An 18860-nucleotide genomic window follows, 5' to 3' on the forward strand; every position below is an offset into this window, starting at 1 on the left:
TAATGATTAATGAAAACCGACTGCTACAGCGTCTTCACGTTTTAAGTCAAATCGGGCGGAATAAAGTAACAGGTGGGATAAATCGTTTCTCCTTTACATCTGAAGAACAACAGGCTATCGAGCTAGTAACATCGTATATGAAAGAAGCCGGAATGACTGTCAACGTTGATGGAGTCGGCAATATTATTGGAACATACGGTGAAAAAAGTGAAACGATTATGCTAGGCTCTCATATTGATACGGTGCCGGAAGGCGGAAAATATGATGGTGCTTTAGGTGTTCTTGCAGCAATCGAAATCGTACAAACGATATATGAACAACAATTACCACTTTCAAAAAAAATTGAAGTTGTAGCCTTTAAAGATGAAGAAGGGACTCGTTTTGGTTTTGGTTTAATCGGTAGTCGGGCGATGGCCGGTCTTTTAACATATGAGGAATTACAGAAAAGAGATGCATCGGATATTTCTATTCAAGAGGCGATGAAACAATTCGAATTATCACCTCTTCCTTTAGAAAAGGTAAAACGTAATGACATTCAAGCATACTTAGAAATGCATATTGAACAAGGTAAAGTACTAGAAAATGAAGAATTACCAGTAGGTGTAGTGGTAGGTATTGCAGCGCCATTATGGATAGAAGTGACGGTTGCAGGCGTGAGTGAGCATGCAGGTGCAACACCAATGCCAATTCGCCAAGATGCTTTAACTGCTGCAAGTGAAATGATTTTAGCAATTGAACAAATGTTAAATGGCACAACCAATTCTGTAGCTACTGTAGGTAAACTGAATGTAGAACCAAATGGTGTAAATGTCATCCCAGGTAGAGTAACCTTTACAATTGATATCCGTGATATTGATGAGCAAAAAATCAGTGCTTTAGAAAGTTCTATTTTAGAACAACTCCAAAAGGTTGCTGAGCGTAGAAATGTTACAGTGACATCGAAAGTTTTACAGCGCGTAAAACCTGCAAAGACAGCGCCTATGCTTCAACAGCAACTTGCAAGTAGTATTGAAAAATACGGTGTACAACCTTATTCATTAATAAGTGGGGCGGGGCATGATGCAATGAATATGGCGAATGTGGCACCAATTGGAATGTTATTCGTTCGTTCAAAAGGTGGGATTAGCCATAATCCGTTAGAGTATAGTTCAGATGAGGATATTGTCATTGCAACGAATATTTTTTATGATACAGTAGTGGAGTTTGCAAAGTAAAACTATATATATTTGCACATAAAAATAAAAAGTCAGAAACCTGTCAACCCTTAGGAGCGATGGGTTACTCATTTTTATAAACAGTTAGCAATAATTAGGTGTTCCATTTGCAGTAATAGAAAATAGTTTTGATAAAAATTCGTAAAGAAGTTATAAAAAACTCATCAAAAATAAGTTTTGATATATAAAAACAAGGGCTTCTTTTTGATGAGTTTCTTCTATTATATATATTGCTTATTTTATTAAGACACAGATTTAAATTTCTCTATTAAATATAAGCTTTTAATTTGGCATTATAAATAACAAGTACCAAAGAAAAAACTATCAGAGAATCTGTTCTTTGATTTAAAAAGACATGTTTAGATAGTGGCATTTTAAAACATTTTTAGTTTTTCCACTTTACGTTTTCTTTCTTCTCCTCGTTCACCACAAGTTGAAAGACATCGGGTCTGGAGTAGTGTCCTACTACGTCAAAATCAAACTGACTGTAGGCAATCTCACGTAAATCAAGATCTGTAATTAACAATTCCTCTTTCCCAAAAACTGGCTCCTTGATATACTCACCTAAAGGACCGACAATAGCGCTTCCCCCTGGACACATTTCATCAGGAGAAGAAGTCAAATCATCATAGCATGCCAAATCAGTGGGATACATATCTTTATTTACATATTGATTACAAGATAACACAAAGCATCTTCCTTCTACTGCAATATGACGAATCGTTGATTGCCATACATCTCGAGAATCTGCTGTAGGGGCAATATAAATTTGAACTCCTTTTGCATACATCGCTGCCCTTGCTAGTGGCATGTAATTCTCCCAACAAATTAATGCTCCTATCTTTCCATAGGGTGTATCAAAAACAGGAAGTGTACTTCCATCTCCCTCCCCCCAGATTAATCTTTCTGAACCTGTCGGTTTTAATTTACGATGTTTGCCAAGTAATGTTCCATCTGGTCCAAAGAATAATACTGAACAATAGAGAGTCCCACCACTAAATTCGTTATCTCTTTCAATTACACCAATGACGAGATAAACACCAGCTTTGCGTGCTGCCTCTCCTAATTTGTCCGTAGTTTCGCTAGGAACTGAAACCGAATTTTCCCAATAGCGAAGCCAATCTTTTCTTCCTTCTGCAGAACGACTTCCAACTGTAGCACCAAATGCTAGTCCCCTTGGATAAGCTGGGATAAAAGCTTCAGGAAATACCACGATATTAGCGCCTTTTTCTCCTGCTTCTAGAGTTAATGAAATAGCTTTTTCTGTACTTGCTTCTCGATCCATAATAACTGAAGCAGCTTGAATAACAGCTACTCGTACATTAGGTTGTTGTGTAGTCATGATAAATCCTCCTCTTTTTAATAAATCCATTTAATATAAATCTTAAATATGATGATAAATAAAAAGGGGTTCTTTGTATGCATCCAATTGGATACATATTGACTAATCCAATTGGATACATATTGACTAATCCAATTTTTAAAAATATAATCTGAATTAATTATTAACATGAGGTGAATAAAAATGGAGTGGAAAGTAGATCGTCAGTCAAATAAGCCTTTGCACCAACAAGTCTTTGATTTCATTGAACAGAAGATTTCTTATGGTGAATTTCCACCAGGAACCTTGTTACCGTCGGAACGTAAATTAGCTGAACGATTAAAGGTTAACCGCATGACCATTGTACATGTCTATGATAAATTGCATGCAGTTGGTTTAGTGGAAAGAAAACGTGGGAGTGGTACACGTGTCAGCACCCATAAATGGGGAGTTTTATCTAAAGGATCTACAAACTGGAGAAGATATGTAGAAGGAAGTACATTTTTACCTACATACCCCTTAATTAAACGTATCCGTGAAACAGCAAAACAGCTAGAAAATGGATTTGATTTAGCAAGTGGTGAATTATCGTCTGATTTATTCCCCTCTCAATTACTGCAATCTTCTCTAGTTGATGAATCCTTTCCAAATGATTTAAGTTATGAGCATCCACAAGGGCACTTAGGTCTACGTGAGACATTATCTGCTTATGTTAAGATTAATTACAATATCAAGACTACTAGTTCTTCTATTCTTATCACATCAGGTGCTCAACAGGCTTTGTATCTCATTACCCAATGTTTACTAAGTCCTGGTGACGCTGTTGCTATCGAATCTCCTTCTTACTGTTATTCACTTCCATTATTTCAATCAGCTGGGCTACGTATATTTGGCTTACCTGTTGGTCCTAATGGAATTAATCCTCAGGATATAGAGGGTTTATATCATAAACATCAAATTCGCATGGTTTTTCTAAACCCAACATATCAGAATCCAACTGGAACTGTACTCACTGACACACGTCGAAAAGAAGTAATAGAGATTGCCGAAAGGTTAGGAATTCCGATTGTAGAAGATGATCCGTTTGGTTTGCTCTCTTTCAAAGAAGAAAAACATTCTCCCATTAAATCTTTCGATCACAATGGTAATGTATTATATATTGGTTCTCTTTCTAAAGTGGTTGCTTCTAGCCTACGAATTGGTTGGTTAATTGGTCCACAATCGGTTATTAGTCGCTTAGCAGATGCCCGTCAACAAATGGATTTTGGCCTAAGTATCTTCCCTCAGTTAATAGCAAATAAATTTTTACAATCAGCTGATTATACAACTCACCGTAAGGCCCTCACCCAAGAATTAATGGATAGAAGAAATGCAATGATTTCTGCGTTACATGAAATCTTGGGAGAGAAAGTTAACTTTATTGCTCCGAATGGCGGACTTCATATTTGGTGCAAAATAAATCAAAAAATTAGTGATGAAAAGCTTGTAGAGGAAGGCATAAAAAATAATATTCTATTCATGCCTGGAAGTGTGTATGGTTTTACAGATGGATATGTCCGTTTTACGTATGCTCGATTAGAGAAAAAACACATAAAAGGTGCTGTATTAAAATTCGCTGATATTTTATCTCGTATATGATTTTCAACTTAAATAAGTTCTAAAAAATACAAAAAAGGCATTCAAATTTACAACTATTTTTCTTGTAATACATTTTAGTTAGATATTTAAAAGTGATCATGTAGCTTAATCCTTTATAAGAAAAAACCTTTACTAAACATAGTAAAGGTTTTTCTGATTTTCTTCTATTATAAAAATATCTCCTTGATCAAGCTATGGATTTAAGTTTCTCCGTTAAACGTAAAAAAGTCTCTTTATCTTTATTCTTTAAGGATTGATCAATTCCCTCAAGAATCTTACTTCTTTTGAAGTCATTCATCATCTGATCCAAAAACTGTTCAGCCAACATTTCATCACGTAAATTTGGATCAACTCGATCCATTCCGTTAAGTACATTATTTTCCATAAAACGTCAACTCCTTTATCTTTTCTCTTTTGCAAACAGTATTCCCGTTTGCACTCTTTTTATGCAAGGTTGATAGATGAAGTGAGATATAGAATAATATGCATAATTACGCTCCTATCTCCTTCCAGATATGTTCATATGTCTTCAATTAGATAAAAAAAGATAAAAATTAAATCATGAAGATTAATATTTTATTATCTATACTTAGCAACAACAAATAAACATTCCCACCTTTTAATATATATCAATCTATCTTCTCTTTACCTCTAAAGAAATTTTTGAATTTATAATAACTTAAAATAAAATTTATAACAATTTAGCTTAAGAGAGCCTTTATTAACGTAATCTTTATTGAAGATAAAGGATAAATTAATTTTATATAAAGATGTAAATGTATCAACTATTTTATAAAAATTAAAGTTATACTATTTACTCTAAATAACGACAAATATAAACTTTTTCTACAAGTTAGGTAAATGATATAACTATTTTTAATAAAATACATTAACTATTACTCTTGTACATAAAATAAAATTAACTATTATATACAATCTGTATATAAACTTGTTGGTTATTTTAATAGACATATATTATATATAAACTTATTGGTTGTTATTCTTATATGTATATATTTTTTTATGTGGATATGTATTTTAAAACTTATATAAAAGAAACTTGTTAAACAGGAACTCTATAAAAACTGTAGAAGATATTATGGATAATTGATTGTGTAAAAATTTCCAGTTAAAGGTGGGGTGATCGTGGGAAATGAAAAGTTGGTTGAGGTACTTGATAATTTAATTGAAAGGTCGGAAAGATGGTCTAAGGATGCAGAAAAAAGAAAGGATTTAAACAGCTCCATATTTTACGAAGGGCAAACAAAAGCTTTTGAAGAAGTAAAACAAATGGTTAAGAGAGATATAGATAAATATTTACATTCATAGAGTAAACTATTCATCTAATTAATGGTTTTTATAGGATACGACATAAGACTTATTATTGAATGTATTTAAGAAAGGGTGAAAACATGAAAATTCATCACCTCAACCTAACGGTTACAGATGTTCCTGCTACTCAAGAATTTTTGGAAACTTATTTTGGTATGACATGCAGGGCAAACAGGGGTAAAGGTTTTGCTATAATGCATGATGAAGAGGGTTTTGTACTAACTTTAATGAAGGGGAGCGAAGTTAATTATCCAAAGACCTTCCATATTGGATTCCCTCAAGAGAATGAAGAGCAGGTAAATAAAATTAATCAAAGGTTAAAAGAAGATGGGTTTAATGTTGAACCTCCAAAACAATTACATGGTTATACATTTTATGTAGAGGCTCCTGGAGGATTTACAGTTGAGGTACTTTGTTAAATTATTAAAGTCTATCTATCCCATATATTTTTAGTTAACGTAATGGATATTACAGAAATTGAACAGTAAAAAGGCCCTTGCAATCTCATAGGGGCCTCTCCTCTAACAATAACTATTATTTTTTACGAAAAAAGTTGATTTCTAATAAATCATCCAATAGAAAAAATTTGTTGTTGAGATGTTTCGTGCATTTTCAATTAATAGCAAAATATATTTTTATTATTAAATGTGATGTTGCTTAAAAAATTTATATAATAAAGTTACTTTGGCGGGATATTTATCCTGTTTAATATCTCACAAATATAAAAATATTACAATATTCTACAACTTTATATCCATAAGAGGTATAATGTTTAATTTAGACATCTATTCAATCTTTTTAAAAAATTTGTTAAAGGAGAAAAACATGGAAGACAAAAATCTGACAAATAGTGAATTAATTCCCGTAGATCAAGGAAAAAATAAAATTGGTTTAGCAAATTTCGGAACAGAATTACTAGCTAATGCCGCAACTTCTGGTGTTATGAGTCAATTGATACAATTAAGTACAAAAGGTGCAGGTGACCTTGGATTATTCTTAAGTCTAGGTATTCCTTCGTTAGGGGTTGCTTCTACACTGTTCGATTCATTTCAATCAAAGAAAAATATACAAGTTTTAGAACTAGAACTAGAAAAACTTAAAAGAACAGTAGAAGTTATTGATGAAAAGATGGAAAAACATAAATTAACCGAACTGATAAATATTTCTGGTGCAAATTTAAACTTGAAAATGTATGAATTTTTAAAAAATGCATTTACAGAGGCTGTAAATGCGAAAACAGAAAAAATAAGGGAATTCTGTGGATCATTCCTTACCTTCGTTGGAGGGTTCGATTACGATGGAAAAGATATAGATTTTAGAAGGTTATATATGTATCTGGATTATATTAAACAACTTGATGAATTAGATTTTAATTTATTAAAAATATATTTATTGGTTATTCAAAACTTTAAAGAATCTCAAAATGAAAAGGTTGCTACAGAACTACAGAAAACTAAAAGTTTATTGTTAGAGGATTCGGCAGTAACAACTCTCGAGATTAAATTATCTATTAATAAATTAGCCAGATTTGGTTTATTTGACAACGAAACTTCACTACACCCTTACGAGAACCCAGACATTAAAAATAATATGATTAATCAGATTCAACAAGTGAATTCTTTAGAAGATCCCAGTCCACTTCTCGAAGACTTCTGCAAACACGTTTTTACATTTATTTAAGGGGGTAGCTTTTTATGGATGCAGATATTGAAGTATTTCACTACGATCCTAATTTTATGTTTCCAATGCATGGCACATCTATTGGTAGAGCTAAACTAATCTTTTGTAATATAAAAAGAGACGAATATACATATGATAAGACGATTTTTATCATTCAAAATGGTCAAGCAAGCATAACTCAATGGATAGAGAATGCATGTAGTAACATCCAAAATAGAATCCTATCTACATTAAATCTTTGTATACAAAAAGAGTTCAAGATTTATATGGTCAATTATAAATTTGATGAAGGTGAAAAGGGAGATTTTAAAGATTTATCTTTTATTACTTTTCCTGAGAGTTTGGATAACGCAACTTTTGAAAAGGATATAAATTTTAGTGACCTAGGACTCGAGAGAGAACAGATAATCGATGCATTAAATGATTTTATTTTAGATGTATATACGCCATATCAATTATTAAATGCCAAAACTCACTCCCATGACTCTGGCACTTTTTCATCTAAATTTTATATAAAATCGAATTTATTGTTTATATTATATAAAACTGTAAAAAATAAAGACTACAAAGATAGGCTATTTAAAGCAAAGATTAATTCCGTTTGTGAGGGTTTAGTAAAGACTCTTGATAATTCTAAAGAAAATTTAACTCAGGGATATATTCTTTCCATAATTAGAAAACTGAAAAATTCAGCTCCTGAAAACTCTGACTGTTATCAGGAAATTGAAAGATTACTACCATCTGTACTGGAAGAATTTAAAAACTTTAAGTGAAACATTCAGATATAATTAATTTTCCTTTTCTGTAAGTATATAGATTAACATTCAAGAAGAAAAGAAGCCTTTATATATTAGAACAAAGGCTTCTTTTTGACAAGTTTCTTCCCGAATGAACTTTTCACTGACTATGAGCTTTGGATCGTCCAAAAGATATACCTTTAATTAATGCATCATCGATTCCCTCATGTTGTCGCTTACGAATTCAGTCCCGTTCTTTTCGAGTCATCCAAGAAAAAATTCAAAGAACTAAATCCGCGAATAAGGTTACTTAAATGGTTTTATACTGAGTTGTATCAAGCAACGGCATATCCAGTATAATAACTTTCGCCCCATTCTCTTTTGTGTTTGCATTCTACTCTTGTAAGACTTCTTCATTGCAACCAAAAAGATTTAGTGACTGATACTGTTTTGGATTGAAATCTTTTCTGCATTTTTATCCAGAAAAATATTAAAAGGCGAAATATCTGCTTCTCCCGAGAACTGAAGTTGATAATTTTCATTTTGATTTCGACTACTCACACGTATGTATCTAGCTCTCCTAATTTTCATCTGTATTCCTCTCATTTAACCAAGAGCGTTCGTAAAAGTATATAGATTTTAGAAGACGTTCGTAATTTATTTTTAAACTTAAATGAACAATAAAAATGATAAATTTCTTATATAAAACAAAAGTCCGCAAAAGTATACTTTTACGGACAAAATAATTCTGTTTTAAAATGTTAAGGAAATAAAGCCAAAGATTTTTTATGAGTTATTAAAATCAATTTAGCGTAAGCAGGAATGAAAAAAGTAAACTTTATTGATCTTAGAAAAGCTATAAGTGTTTGTACTCAAAAAAAGGAGGCCTTTTAAAAAAGGCTTCCTTTACTTCGGAGATGTTTATTTAACTTCTGTCAAAAAGAGAATTGCCAGCGATTCCTGGGTTTGTCATTTCATATGGATTCAAAATTAATTCAAGTTCCTCCTCAGTCAATACATCATATTGTAAACATAACTCTCGTACTGATTTTCCATTTAAGATAGCTTCCCTAGCAATACGTGCTGCTACCTCATATCCGATATGTGGATTTACGGCTGTAATAATTCCTACACTTTTTTCTACGTACTCTTTTAAGCGTTCCTCATTTGCCTCAATTCCTTTTAGGCGATGTTCTGTAAAAACATGAAATGCATTATTCATAATGCTAATTGACTGGAGTAAATTAAACACGAGAACAGGCTCCATTACATTTAGTTCAAGCTGTCCTGCTTCAGAAGCTAAACAGATTGTATGATCGTTACCGATTACTTGGAAAGCCACTTGATTAATCATTTCAGGCATGACTGGATTTACTTTTCCAGGCATAATAGATGATCCAGGTTGACGAGCTGGTAATAGAAGTTCAGCTAATCCAGCACGAGGACCAGAAGCCATTAATCGAATGTCATTTGCAATTTTAGACATATTAATCATGCAGACTTTTAAAGTGGCAGAAACCTCTGTATAGGCATCTGTATTTTGAGTAGCATCAACAAGGTGATTAGCACCTCGTAATGGTAGCTCACTAATATGGGCTAGATGTCTCACAACATTTTGTATATATTGAGGATCTGCATTCAAACCAGTTCCTACGGCTGTGGCTCCCATATTTACTTCATATAAGTGTTCACGTGTTTGTTCAATCCGTTTTATATCACGCTCTAAAACACGACTATAGGCTTCAAACTCTTGCCCAAGCCTGATTGGAACAGCATCTTGTAAGTGAGTACGCCCCATTTTTATAATATGGTCAAATTGTTGGGCTTTTTTTTGAAATACAGATTGCATATCGTTCATCGTTTTTACTAGCTTTTCTAATAAATTGAGTGTTGCTATATGAATCGCAGTCGGGAATACATCATTTGTAGATTGCGACATATTCACGTGACTATTTGGACTTAGGTGCACATAGGATCCTTTTTCGTGTCCAAGTAACTCAAGAGCTCGATTAGCAATCATTTCATTTATATTCATATTCATTGAAGTCCCTGCTCCACCTTGGATAGGATCAACAATGAATTCATCGTTTCTTTTTCCATCAATGATTTCATCCGAAGCTTTGATAATTACATTCCCTAGTCCTTCATATAAACGTTTCACGTCCATATTAGCAAGAGCTGCAGCTTTCTTTACGATGGCTAAAGCTTTAATAAGCTCTTCATGGACTCTGTAACCTGTTATTGGAAAATTCTCAACCGCACGTAGTGTTTGTATTCCATAGTATGCTTCATTAGGAACCTCTTTTGTACCTAAAAAATCTTTTTCAATTCGTACATTTTGTTGTTCTTTTACTTCAGTATTCACCATGATGTTTCCTCCTATTTATTAGTCATTACCACTAATTATGCGACATCAGATTGTTTTATAGATGCTGTATAACGTTCTGCCTTTTCTTGATCAAACTCGCCTTCCCATTTGGACATAACGATAGTAGCTAATGCATTTCCTATTACATTTACAGATGTACGAAGCATATCTAAAATACGATCGATCCCTGCAATGAAGGCCATACCTTCTAATGGAAGACCCATTGAGCTGAGTGTTGTTAACACTACCACAAACGAAGCACCTGTAACGCCTGCCATTCCCTTAGACGTCAACATCAATACGAGTAAAAGTGTAATCTGCTCTACAATAGATAAATGAATGCCGTACATTTGAGCAATAAAGACTGCAGCAATTGCTTGATAAATAGACGATCCATCAAGGTTAAAGGTGTAACCTGTAGGAATAACGAAGGAAGTAACAGCCTTTGGACATCCGAACTTCTCCATTTTAGCCATCAATCCTGGTAATACAGATTCTGAGCTTGCAGTTGTGAACGCTAAAATTAGCTCATCTTTTAAAATTTTCATAAGGGTAAATATGTTTGTACCAGCAAATTTCGCAATAATCCCTAGTACAACAAATACAAAGAAAAACATTGTAGCATATATAACTAATACCAGTTTCCCTAAAGGTATTAATGAACCAATTCCAAACTTTGCTACGTTGACACCAATTAATGCAAATACACCAAATGGAGCAAACTTCATAACTAAGTTTGTCATCCAGAACATGGCTTCTAATACACCATCAAAGAAACTCAATACAGGCTTTCCTTTTTCTCCGATAACTGCAACAGCTACTCCAAACAGTACAGAAAAAAAGACTATAGCAAGTAGATCACCCTCTGCCATTGATTGAAAGATGTTACTTGGTATGATATGAACAAATTTATCAGCAATACTACCACTTTCACTTGCCTTAGCTGTTGCCTCGTATGTCGAGATATTACCTTTTTCCAGGTTCCCCATATCGATCCCAGTACCTGGATGAAATATATTTGCAGCAAGTAAACCAATAGCTAATGCAATTGTAGTAACGATTTCAAAATAAAGAATCGTTTTCCCACCTAGTTTTCCTAATTTTTTAATATCGCCTACACCTGCTATTGATACGACAAGGGCGGATACAACAATTGGAATAACAATCATTTTAATTAAATGAAGAAAGATATCACCCATTGGTTGAAGAATAGACATTGCTGTTTCATTACCATAGAAAACTGCACCTACGATAATACCTAAAGCAAGCCCAATAAATATCTGTGTAGCTAATCCAAACTTTCTCATAAATGAAACCCCTTTCATTTTTCCTTTTCTTGATGAAGCAAGGACTTTCACCATAAAACTTATCACTTAACTTATCGTTTAACTAGCAACAATAATTTCCACTATTGGTATAACTATTGGCCAACCCCTTCTTTTAGTGATGATAATGATTATGATGAAAATTAGATAATTTTTAAGTTAATAATCGTAATTTTCTTTAAATTTAATTATCCAATGTAATCATTATAAATTCCTTTTAGTAAGTTGAGTTATAGAAGAAAGCTATAAGGCTATAGAAGATATTAATGGCATTTAGATAAAGCAATAATCTTCTACACAAAAAAACACTAAACCCATTGAGTATTAACGGGTTTAGTGTTGTTCAAACATTTTATCTTTTAAGAAATCCATGAAAACAGATGTAGGTTTGCCTTTTAAATAAATGAAATCAATGCTAATATTTGTTTTCACGGGAGGAGTCATTTCTACTCGGAATAACTCTTCATTTTCTAATTCCTTTTTGACACAATGCTCAGGTAAAAAGCAGATGCCTACGCCTTGGAGTACAAGATTCTTGGCTGTTTCCATATTATCCACTTCTAAATATACATTTGGATTTAATCCCTTATTTAAGAATAAGCGATGAATGGCAAGCCAATCTATGGATTCATAATCGAAAAAGATAAGTGGCTGCTTACTGACATCTTCAACTGTTACACTCTCTTCTTTTAAAAAAACATGGTTCTTAGGAACAAAAAGACTGATCGGATCATTATAAAGTCGAATTGATTCTACTTGAGGATGGGTTTCTGTTCGTACAATACCGAAGTCCACCTCTTTATTAATGACCTTGTGTAAAATGTCCTTAGAATGACCTGTTAAAATCTTTATTCGAACATCTTTAAATTCTGAAATGAATGCTGGCAAAATATCCGGAAGAATATTATTAGAGATTGACAACGCACTTCCAATCACTAATTCATAAGGGACATTTACTTGTTGTAAACCGTACTTTGCTTCCTGATAAGACTGAAGAATTTTTTGTGCGTGTGGGAAAAAATATTCCCCTTTTTCAGTTAAAGAAATCTTATTTCCATTTCGATGAAAAAGCTTTATGTTAATTTCACGTTCTAGTGACTGAATCCGTGCTGTTACAGAGGGTTGAGTTAAATAAAGAGCTTCTGCTGCTTTATTGAAACTACCTAGTTGACACACATAGATGAAAGCCTCAATATTTTCAATATTCATCTTTAAACGCTCCTTATTTTCGTTCACCATTATTTTTATTTACTATAACACTTTCCTATACAGTATTTAAGAGACAACAAGGGAACAATTTCAAATATTACACTAATTGAATACTCTTATCTGTTTCGCTAGCTGTTTTAATGATGGTTTTAGCTAAAATTTCTGTTGGATCAATAACAACCATTTCTTCGGATGATTTGAGTACAAGAGGAATTTCCGTACAACCTGCTATAATAGCTTCCGCGCCTGCTTCTATTAATTTGTTAGCTACTGTGGAAAGGCTCAGAAACCCTTTTGCTGATTTTCCACCTTTAATAGCATAAATCCCTTCCATTACTTCTTTTTGCATGACCTTATCTGGCTCCATGACCTCTATATCATAGTTCTGGCAACTATGTTGATACAACTTTGTACTAATGGTTCCATCTGTAGCCAACAATCCTACTTTTTCAAAATGATTCTCTTGTAAAAATTTTGCTGTTTCGACAGGCATATGCAAGATTGGAATACGAACAGATTTTTTTACTGATTCAAAGAAGAAATGAGCTGTATTGCATGCCATTACTAAGAAATCTGCACCTGCTTTCTCTAAACGTTGTGCTGACTGTATCATGTATGGAGAAGGGTCTACACCCTTCCCTAAAATAGCTGTTGTTCGATCAGGTATTTGAGAATAGTTGTCAGCAATAATATGGATATGATCTTGATCCTTTGTTGCGGGTGTATATGAGATAACTTTCTTCATTAAATCCACGGTTGCTAACGGACCCATCCCACCTATAATTCCTACTACTTTTTGCATCATCTTCACCACTTTTAAAATTATTTTAAAATGAAAATTTAATAAGCTTTTGCTCTTTGGAGTTAATTTGTTTGAACTATTTTTCTTTATTATAGGTTTTGTTTTATGGGATAGATTATAGAAATACTCTATACAGTAATAGAAACTTTATATTAACTAACAAGAAGAGTGGGACATTCCTTAATAAATTAAAAAACTGTACTCTAATCGTTAGGTTATTTCTAACGATTAGAGTACAGTTCAATTTAAATATGTTACAAGATGTTGCAGTAATTATTATTGATAACAATATAAAAAGCAACCTCTGCAGTGGACGGGAGGTTGCTCAAAAATAGGGTTACGTTGAAATTTGTAAAAAATAGTCTGACTTTTAATATATCATATTTGTATACAAAATCAATTAATTGAACCGTTCTGCATATGAATAAAAGGTGCACTTTTTATTCATTCTTCCACTAATCGCTTACTGAAAAAAACGTTGGTCTATCAAAGATGTATAAAAAGCTGCATATTCTATAAAAGTGACTCTGTTAGAACCCTTACTCCCATAAGGGTTCTTTTTTGTGATGTGTACCGGAAAGAGTGATTATGTTAACTAAGGTTGTATATCATATACAGCTTAAAAACAGAAAAAGTCTACCTCTTCCCAGTCAAAAGAGGTAGACTTTTTCTGTTTCATGAATGGTAATCAATAGTTAGCTGACATTGCAGAACGTCTTGAGTAGTTTGCTCAAATGATAAAAAATATTCAATTTAAGCAATTACCTAATAAAGAATGAAAACATATAAGGTAGCCAAAAAGCTCTTAGAATAATTTTTTCTAAGAGATTTATCGATAAAAAAACATTCATGAGAGCTAGCTAAAGCTTATACATATAGTAAGAGATAATTTGACTAAAAAGGTGATTATTATTTTTCGAAAAATACCGGTTGTTCTTGTCGGAAGCTTATTATTAAGTATAGGAATTAATGGATTTTTAGTTCCTCATTATTTGTTGGATGGAGGGACAATTGGAATTGCTCTTATCCTTCACTATTATTTCGAATTTCCCACAGGTGTAACGATGATTATTTTGGGCTTCCCATTATGTTGGTTTGCTTGGGTTTATGAAAGAACTTATTTTTATAATAGTTTTTATGGGTTAATTATTTCTTCTTTATTGATTGATTGGCTAGAGCCTATTAAAGACCAGTTTCAACTTTCTGTTTTTCCTAGTGTGATCTTTGGAGGAGTATGTATTGGAACGGGGATTGGTCTTATGCTTCGATACGAGACAAGCACTGGAGGAACAGATTTACTAGCCCAACTACTATCAAAAGCTTTTTCTTTGAACATAGGAATCGTCATTTTAATTATAGATGGTTTTATCATAACAGCAGGTCTTCCTTTATTAGGACCTAAAACGTTTCTTTTTTCATGTTCGACAATTTTTATAGGTGGAATGACGACTTCGTTACTTACTAAAAAAGAATAATTTGGATTATAAAATGAGTATCTTCTATCCTCCGTTTTTTGCCCCTTCTTGATCTTTATAAATTTAAAAGGCCCTTACAACAACTTTGAGATTAACTAAAGGGTTTTTTTTATGGTTGGTTCCTAGAGAGGACATTATGGTAACTAGAGATACTTGTTTTATAACATATGATTTATGTAAATTTAAATTTTAATAAAGTTGACATAAACTATATATTTCATGCAAACTAGTAAAGGCAACCAGAAAAGGGGGGATTATTTGAAAGTAAGAAACTGGGATACTCGTACAAGTTTTCATCATGGGGATTCCACTCGCACAAGCCATTAAAATCAGCTTAATCTATATTTCTGGTGACCTTATAGAGGCTCTTTTAGCCTCATATCTCGTATACAAACTTCGAAAATCGCCAGTACTATATCATGTCATTTTTAAAAAGCGCAAGTCATAATAGTGCCTTGCTTCTTACAAAAAGATAGGTTCAAAGACAGTTATATTTGTAAGGAATAGTTATAGTGAAAGTAAGGAGAATTAAAATATGTATGATATCACAATTGTTGGCTCAGGTGTAAGCAGTATCTTTTTGGCTTACACCTTGTTACAAAGCGATCAAAAGATTTTAATCCTCGAAAAAGGAAAACCATTGGAACAAAGAGATTGTGCATCAGATCACGGTGAACCATGTCATTGTGACTTATGTGAAAAATATTTTGGCTTTGCCGGCTTAGGAAAGTCCGAAGGGAAATTTAATTATACGAGTAACTTCGGCGGAGAGTTGGCACAAAAGATAGGGAAAGAACATGCCATGCAAGCGATGGGAGAAGTGGATGACATTCTCTGCTTGTTTGGAGGTAAAGAAATTGCAAAGTATTCTACAGTAGATGCCCATCTTGCAAAGAAAGCTCAATCATGTGGATTACAGATGTTAACAACAGAAGTGAGACACTTAGGCACTTCTCTTTCAACACAAATTTTTCAGAGAATGTATGACATGCTGTCTCGCAAGATTGAAATTCGATTTGAGGTAGATATCACAGAGATAAAAAAAGAGGCGCATTCTTTTATAATTACTACAAATCAGGGAATGGTATACTCTCATAAAATCGTAATTGCGACAGGTCGTTCCGGTACAGAATGGTTACAAAGACAATGTTCTATGCTAGGTGTCAAACAAGGGACAACCCGATTAGATTTAGGCGTGCGAGTGGAGATGAAAGAGCAGCAGCTTCGTTCTATCTTGCAAGATACCTTTGAGACCAAACTTTCTTATACACATGAAGATCTTGTGTCTACCACATATTGTATGAATCCACGAGGAAGAATTGTGCGTAAACATCAAGAAGGATTTGTTATGCCCGATGGTCAAAACTTTCGGGAGAAAGCGAACGGCACTTCTAATCTAAATTTCACTTTATTCACTTCCCGTTACTTCTCTACTCTTGTGGATGCCAATGCGCATGCACAAAAAGTGATTGGAAGCATTAATGACAACAGAGAGCGCATTATTGTGCAACGTTTAGGAGATTTACGGGCAGGTCAGCCGACAACAGTGAAACAGATGGAGGTCAATCGTATTTTTCCTACCCTGCAAGCAGAGTGTGGAGATCTCACTGCACACGTCCCTTCCCTATATATACATATTTTGCAGGAATTTCTACAGTGCCTAGAAGCATTTATCGGCGAAACAATTGATGAGGATACACTACTCTACGGGATGGACGGGAAGTTTTATTCTCCTATCATAGAAACAACTACACATTTTGAAACAAATGTATCTGGTTTGTATCTCGTTGGAGATTGTTCAGGTATTACAAACTCTTTATCACAGGCGTCGGCAAGTGGAATCTATGTAGGACACCACCTATGTGATAGTGGTAGTCACAGGTAAACAGAATGGGTATTAAAAAACTGTTGGGTTCTGTGCTTATTCTTTATAGGCAGGGTCTTAAGGAACCTACCCTAATATTGATTTAGTCTAGAAAAAGCAAATTTATAGCATTAAGTCATTATTTATATAAAACAGCCTACATTCTAAGTGTTTAATACAAAGAATTTAGGCTGTTTCTTAAAAATCGTAAATATTTAATGATTACTTTCACTAGGAATAAAATTAACTTCAAGGTACATAAATTTAATGAGTTAATATTAAGTGTTTTATCATTTATAGTTATCAGCGACAAATGGTTCGTTTCCTTTCTTATCATATACCATTCTATCTTCTGCTTCTATTTTAAGAAATTGTTTTATTCATGATAACCTAACGAAAAAATTAGAAGCATTTAACGCTAACATGTTTTTAATAAGATAAATAGAATTAAGAATACAAAAATAATGTATTTTACTTATAACAGTGAATAGATAAACTATATTATAAAAATCGTAGTTTTACCATTTATACTTATTAACGACAAATATTCTCTGTCTCCACTGCAATTTGATCCAACTAAAAATCGTATAAATCATAACCCTGTTGAAACCATGTGCTCCCATGTCTAATAACTCAGCTAAATGATCAGCATAATATCTGATGACTTCAGCCGTTACCCTTTCAAAAGATAAATAATAAAATAATATGTTTTCCTCTTCATAGTAACTCACTTCAAATAGGTTGGTTTCAGAATATATGTGGCCAAAGGATGCATTTTCTTGCAAACTTCTTTTCCAATAATATATTCTATACTTTTCAACTACTCCTCCAAGCTGACTTCTTATTAACCCCAGTTGATCCAAGATATGTTGCATCCAAAGTGCCCTAGTATGGTCAACTATTCGAATATGAGGAGGACACACAGTTTTATGTTGCAGTGATGATATGTCAATTAGCCTTTCTATTCTAATATCTTTCCAGGCATCACAATCCAAAAAAAGAATACTTTTTGAACATTGCATGTCTTCCTGCCCTGTTCCAGCACATAATTTATGTTGAATCTCATCATTTTCCTCTATAAATTCCTGTGCACTTCTACACTTGTTAATCCATTTTACAATATCATCCTGAAAGGGTTTATTAGCTCCCCTCTTTGACTCAATAAAGACTGCTTCAAAACGTTGTTTACAAGGATCCCAAAATGAAGCAACAGAATCCATAGATATTGTATCGTCATCTATAACATCATCTTCATCAGAAGTTTCTTCACCTCTCCTTTTAAAGTCTTGATTTTTCAAAGCTAACAACCCGAACCATTTAAAAAATGGACAAAATAATCTTCATCTCTCCGCCACCAGTTCTCTAGGCTAATTTGTGTAGTTCCTTTAAAGCCGTTTCCTAGCCTTGCCTAAAGCATAAAATTTGATTTTGTGTATAAAGGAAAATAATATAGATATATCGAGAATTATCAATATCCTTTTGTCCGATTTGTTTGTACGCATTCAAGGCAAAATAGATTTTAATAAGATTAGAAAGGGCGGACACCGTTGAATCGGGAATCAAATATGATAAATGACGAACAGGCAGTTGAAATTTTCAAGGCTCTGTCAAATCAAATCAGAGTAAATATTCTGCAAATGTTGAAAGAACCGGATAATAATTTTTCCCCGCAGGCCCATGTCATCAAAGAAAAGGGCTTTGATGGCGGGGTTTGTGTTAGTGATATTCGTAGCAAAGTAGGACTATCACAGTCTACTACCTCCCAGTATTTGTCTATCCTATTACAAAGCGGGATGGTGGAAATGAAACGAATCGGACAATGGACTTATTATCGACGCAATGAGGAAACCATTAAACAGCTTGAAAAATATATAGGCTTAAAAATATAACCTTTT

General features: G+C 33.3%; 16 protein-coding genes. 9 read left to right on the top strand and 7 right to left on the bottom strand.

What is annotated here, in order from left to right; genetic code table 11:
• Nucleotides 1-2 precede the first annotated feature (2 nt).
• Nucleotides 3-1214 carry a Zn-dependent hydrolase gene (locus OK414_RS12915; RefSeq protein WP_263045801.1) on the top strand — a complete coding sequence of 404 codons (1212 nt, stop codon included), beginning with the start codon at nt 3-5 and terminating at the stop codon, nt 1212-1214.
• A 385-nt stretch (nt 1215-1599) separates the two neighbouring features.
• Here the strand turns inward: OK414_RS12915 and OK414_RS12920 are convergent, their stop codons facing one another.
• Nucleotides 1600-2556 carry a carbon-nitrogen hydrolase family protein gene (locus OK414_RS12920; RefSeq protein ID WP_263045802.1) on the bottom strand — a complete coding sequence of 319 codons (957 nt, stop codon included), beginning with the start codon at nt 2554-2556 and terminating at the stop codon, nt 1600-1602.
• A 183-nt stretch (nt 2557-2739) separates the two neighbouring features.
• Between OK414_RS12920 and OK414_RS12925 the strand changes: the two genes are divergently transcribed.
• Nucleotides 2740-4173, top strand: a complete 1434-nt coding sequence (locus OK414_RS12925; protein WP_263045803.1) for a PLP-dependent aminotransferase family protein — start codon at nt 2740-2742, stop codon at nt 4171-4173.
• A gap of 187 nt (nt 4174-4360) precedes the next feature.
• Here the strand turns inward: OK414_RS12925 and OK414_RS12930 are convergent, their stop codons facing one another.
• Complete coding sequence (locus OK414_RS12930) at nt 4361-4558, bottom strand: IDEAL domain-containing protein (RefSeq protein ID WP_263045804.1); 198 nt, start codon at nt 4556-4558, stop codon at nt 4361-4363.
• 761 nt (nt 4559-5319) lie between these two features.
• Here OK414_RS12930 and OK414_RS12935 point away from each other — a divergent pair.
• The 4 genes from OK414_RS12935 (at nt 5320) to OK414_RS12950 (ending at nt 7958) form a co-directional block, all read left to right on the top strand.
• Nucleotides 5320-5502, top strand: a complete 183-nt coding sequence (locus OK414_RS12935; RefSeq protein ID WP_263045805.1) for a hypothetical protein — start codon at nt 5320-5322, stop codon at nt 5500-5502.
• A gap of 83 nt (nt 5503-5585) precedes the next feature.
• Nucleotides 5586-5924 (top strand): VOC family protein, encoded by a 339-nt coding sequence (locus OK414_RS12940; protein WP_263045806.1) that lies wholly within the window; start codon nt 5586-5588, stop codon nt 5922-5924.
• A 406-nt stretch (nt 5925-6330) separates the two neighbouring features.
• Nucleotides 6331-7185: a hypothetical protein gene (locus OK414_RS12945; RefSeq protein WP_263045807.1), complete on the top strand. Its 855-nt coding sequence runs from the start codon at nt 6331-6333 to the stop codon at nt 7183-7185.
• A 14-nt stretch (nt 7186-7199) separates the two neighbouring features.
• Complete coding sequence (locus OK414_RS12950; protein WP_263045808.1) at nt 7200-7958, top strand: hypothetical protein; 759 nt, start codon at nt 7200-7202, stop codon at nt 7956-7958.
• 889 nt (nt 7959-8847) lie between these two features.
• Here OK414_RS12950 and aspA read toward each other — a convergent pair.
• The 4 genes from aspA to OK414_RS12970 form a co-directional block, all read right to left on the bottom strand.
• Nucleotides 8848-10290: an aspartate ammonia-lyase gene (aspA, locus tag OK414_RS12955; protein WP_263045809.1), complete on the bottom strand. Its 1443-nt coding sequence runs from the start codon at nt 10288-10290 to the stop codon at nt 8848-8850.
• Nucleotides 10291-10325: 35 nt separating this feature from the next.
• Nucleotides 10326-11597 carry a cation:dicarboxylate symporter family transporter gene (locus OK414_RS12960; protein WP_071277120.1) on the bottom strand — a complete coding sequence of 424 codons (1272 nt, stop codon included), beginning with the start codon at nt 11595-11597 and terminating at the stop codon, nt 10326-10328.
• A gap of 351 nt (nt 11598-11948) precedes the next feature.
• On the bottom strand, nt 11949-12824 hold the full coding sequence (locus OK414_RS12965) for a LysR family transcriptional regulator (RefSeq protein WP_071275960.1): 876 nt from the start codon (nt 12822-12824) through the stop codon (nt 11949-11951).
• 97 nt (nt 12825-12921) lie between these two features.
• The gene (locus OK414_RS12970; RefSeq protein ID WP_071275958.1) at nt 12922-13626 is read right to left on the bottom strand and encodes an aspartate/glutamate racemase family protein; all 705 of its coding nucleotides are present in this window, start codon (nt 13624-13626) and stop codon (nt 12922-12924) included.
• An 890-nt stretch (nt 13627-14516) separates the two neighbouring features.
• Here OK414_RS12970 and OK414_RS12975 point away from each other — a divergent pair.
• Together OK414_RS12975 and OK414_RS12980 are read left to right on the top strand one after the other, a co-directional pair.
• The gene (locus OK414_RS12975) at nt 14517-15101 is read left to right on the top strand and encodes a YitT family protein (RefSeq protein ID WP_080743222.1); all 585 of its coding nucleotides are present in this window, start codon (nt 14517-14519) and stop codon (nt 15099-15101) included.
• A gap of 535 nt (nt 15102-15636) precedes the next feature.
• A complete protein-coding gene (locus OK414_RS12980) occupies nt 15637-16986 on the top strand; it encodes an NAD(P)/FAD-dependent oxidoreductase (protein WP_263045810.1) in 1350 nt (449 codons plus the stop codon).
• Between the two features lie 497 nt (nt 16987-17483).
• On the opposite strand, the gene OK414_RS12985 is transcribed toward OK414_RS12980, so the two are convergent.
• Nucleotides 17484-18263, bottom strand: coding sequence for a hypothetical protein (locus OK414_RS12985; RefSeq protein ID WP_034651821.1), 780 nt, complete (start codon nt 18261-18263; stop codon nt 17484-17486).
• A 267-nt stretch (nt 18264-18530) separates the two neighbouring features.
• On the opposite strand from OK414_RS12985, the gene OK414_RS12990 reads away from it, so the two are divergent.
• Entirely contained in the window at nt 18531-18854 is a 324-nt protein-coding gene (locus OK414_RS12990) for an ArsR/SmtB family transcription factor (RefSeq protein WP_034651818.1), read from the top strand.
• Nucleotides 18855-18860: the final 6 nt, after the last annotated feature.

It is taken from the genome of Priestia sp. JV24 (assembly GCF_025910025.1).
Classification (GTDB): Bacteria; Bacillota; Bacilli; order Bacillales; family Bacillaceae_H; genus Priestia; species Priestia megaterium.

Coding starts and splice junctions, on each gene's coding strand:
- OK414_RS12915 (WP_263045801.1), top strand. CDS start 3: ATGATTAATGAAAACCGACTGCTACAGCGTCTTCACGTTTTAAGTCAA.
- OK414_RS12920 (WP_263045802.1), bottom strand. CDS start 2,556: ATGACTACACAACAACCTAATGTACGAGTAGCTGTTATTCAAGCTGCT.
- OK414_RS12925 (WP_263045803.1), top strand. CDS start 2,740: ATGGAGTGGAAAGTAGATCGTCAGTCAAATAAGCCTTTGCACCAACAA.
- OK414_RS12930 (WP_263045804.1), bottom strand. CDS start 4,558: ATGGAAAATAATGTACTTAACGGAATGGATCGAGTTGATCCAAATTTA.
- OK414_RS12940 (WP_263045806.1), top strand. CDS start 5,586: ATGAAAATTCATCACCTCAACCTAACGGTTACAGATGTTCCTGCTACT.
- OK414_RS12945 (WP_263045807.1), top strand. CDS start 6,331: ATGGAAGACAAAAATCTGACAAATAGTGAATTAATTCCCGTAGATCAA.
- OK414_RS12950 (WP_263045808.1), top strand. CDS start 7,200: ATGGATGCAGATATTGAAGTATTTCACTACGATCCTAATTTTATGTTT.
- aspA (WP_263045809.1), bottom strand. CDS start 10,290: ATGGTGAATACTGAAGTAAAAGAACAACAAAATGTACGAATTGAAAAA.
- OK414_RS12960 (WP_071277120.1), bottom strand. CDS start 11,597: ATGAGAAAGTTTGGATTAGCTACACAGATATTTATTGGGCTTGCTTTA.
- OK414_RS12965 (WP_071275960.1), bottom strand. CDS start 12,824: ATGAATATTGAAAATATTGAGGCTTTCATCTATGTGTGTCAACTAGGT.
- OK414_RS12970 (WP_071275958.1), bottom strand. CDS start 13,626: ATGCAAAAAGTAGTAGGAATTATAGGTGGGATGGGTCCGTTAGCAACC.
- OK414_RS12980 (WP_263045810.1), top strand. CDS start 15,637: ATGTATGATATCACAATTGTTGGCTCAGGTGTAAGCAGTATCTTTTTG.
- OK414_RS12990 (WP_034651818.1), top strand. CDS start 18,531: ATGATAAATGACGAACAGGCAGTTGAAATTTTCAAGGCTCTGTCAAAT.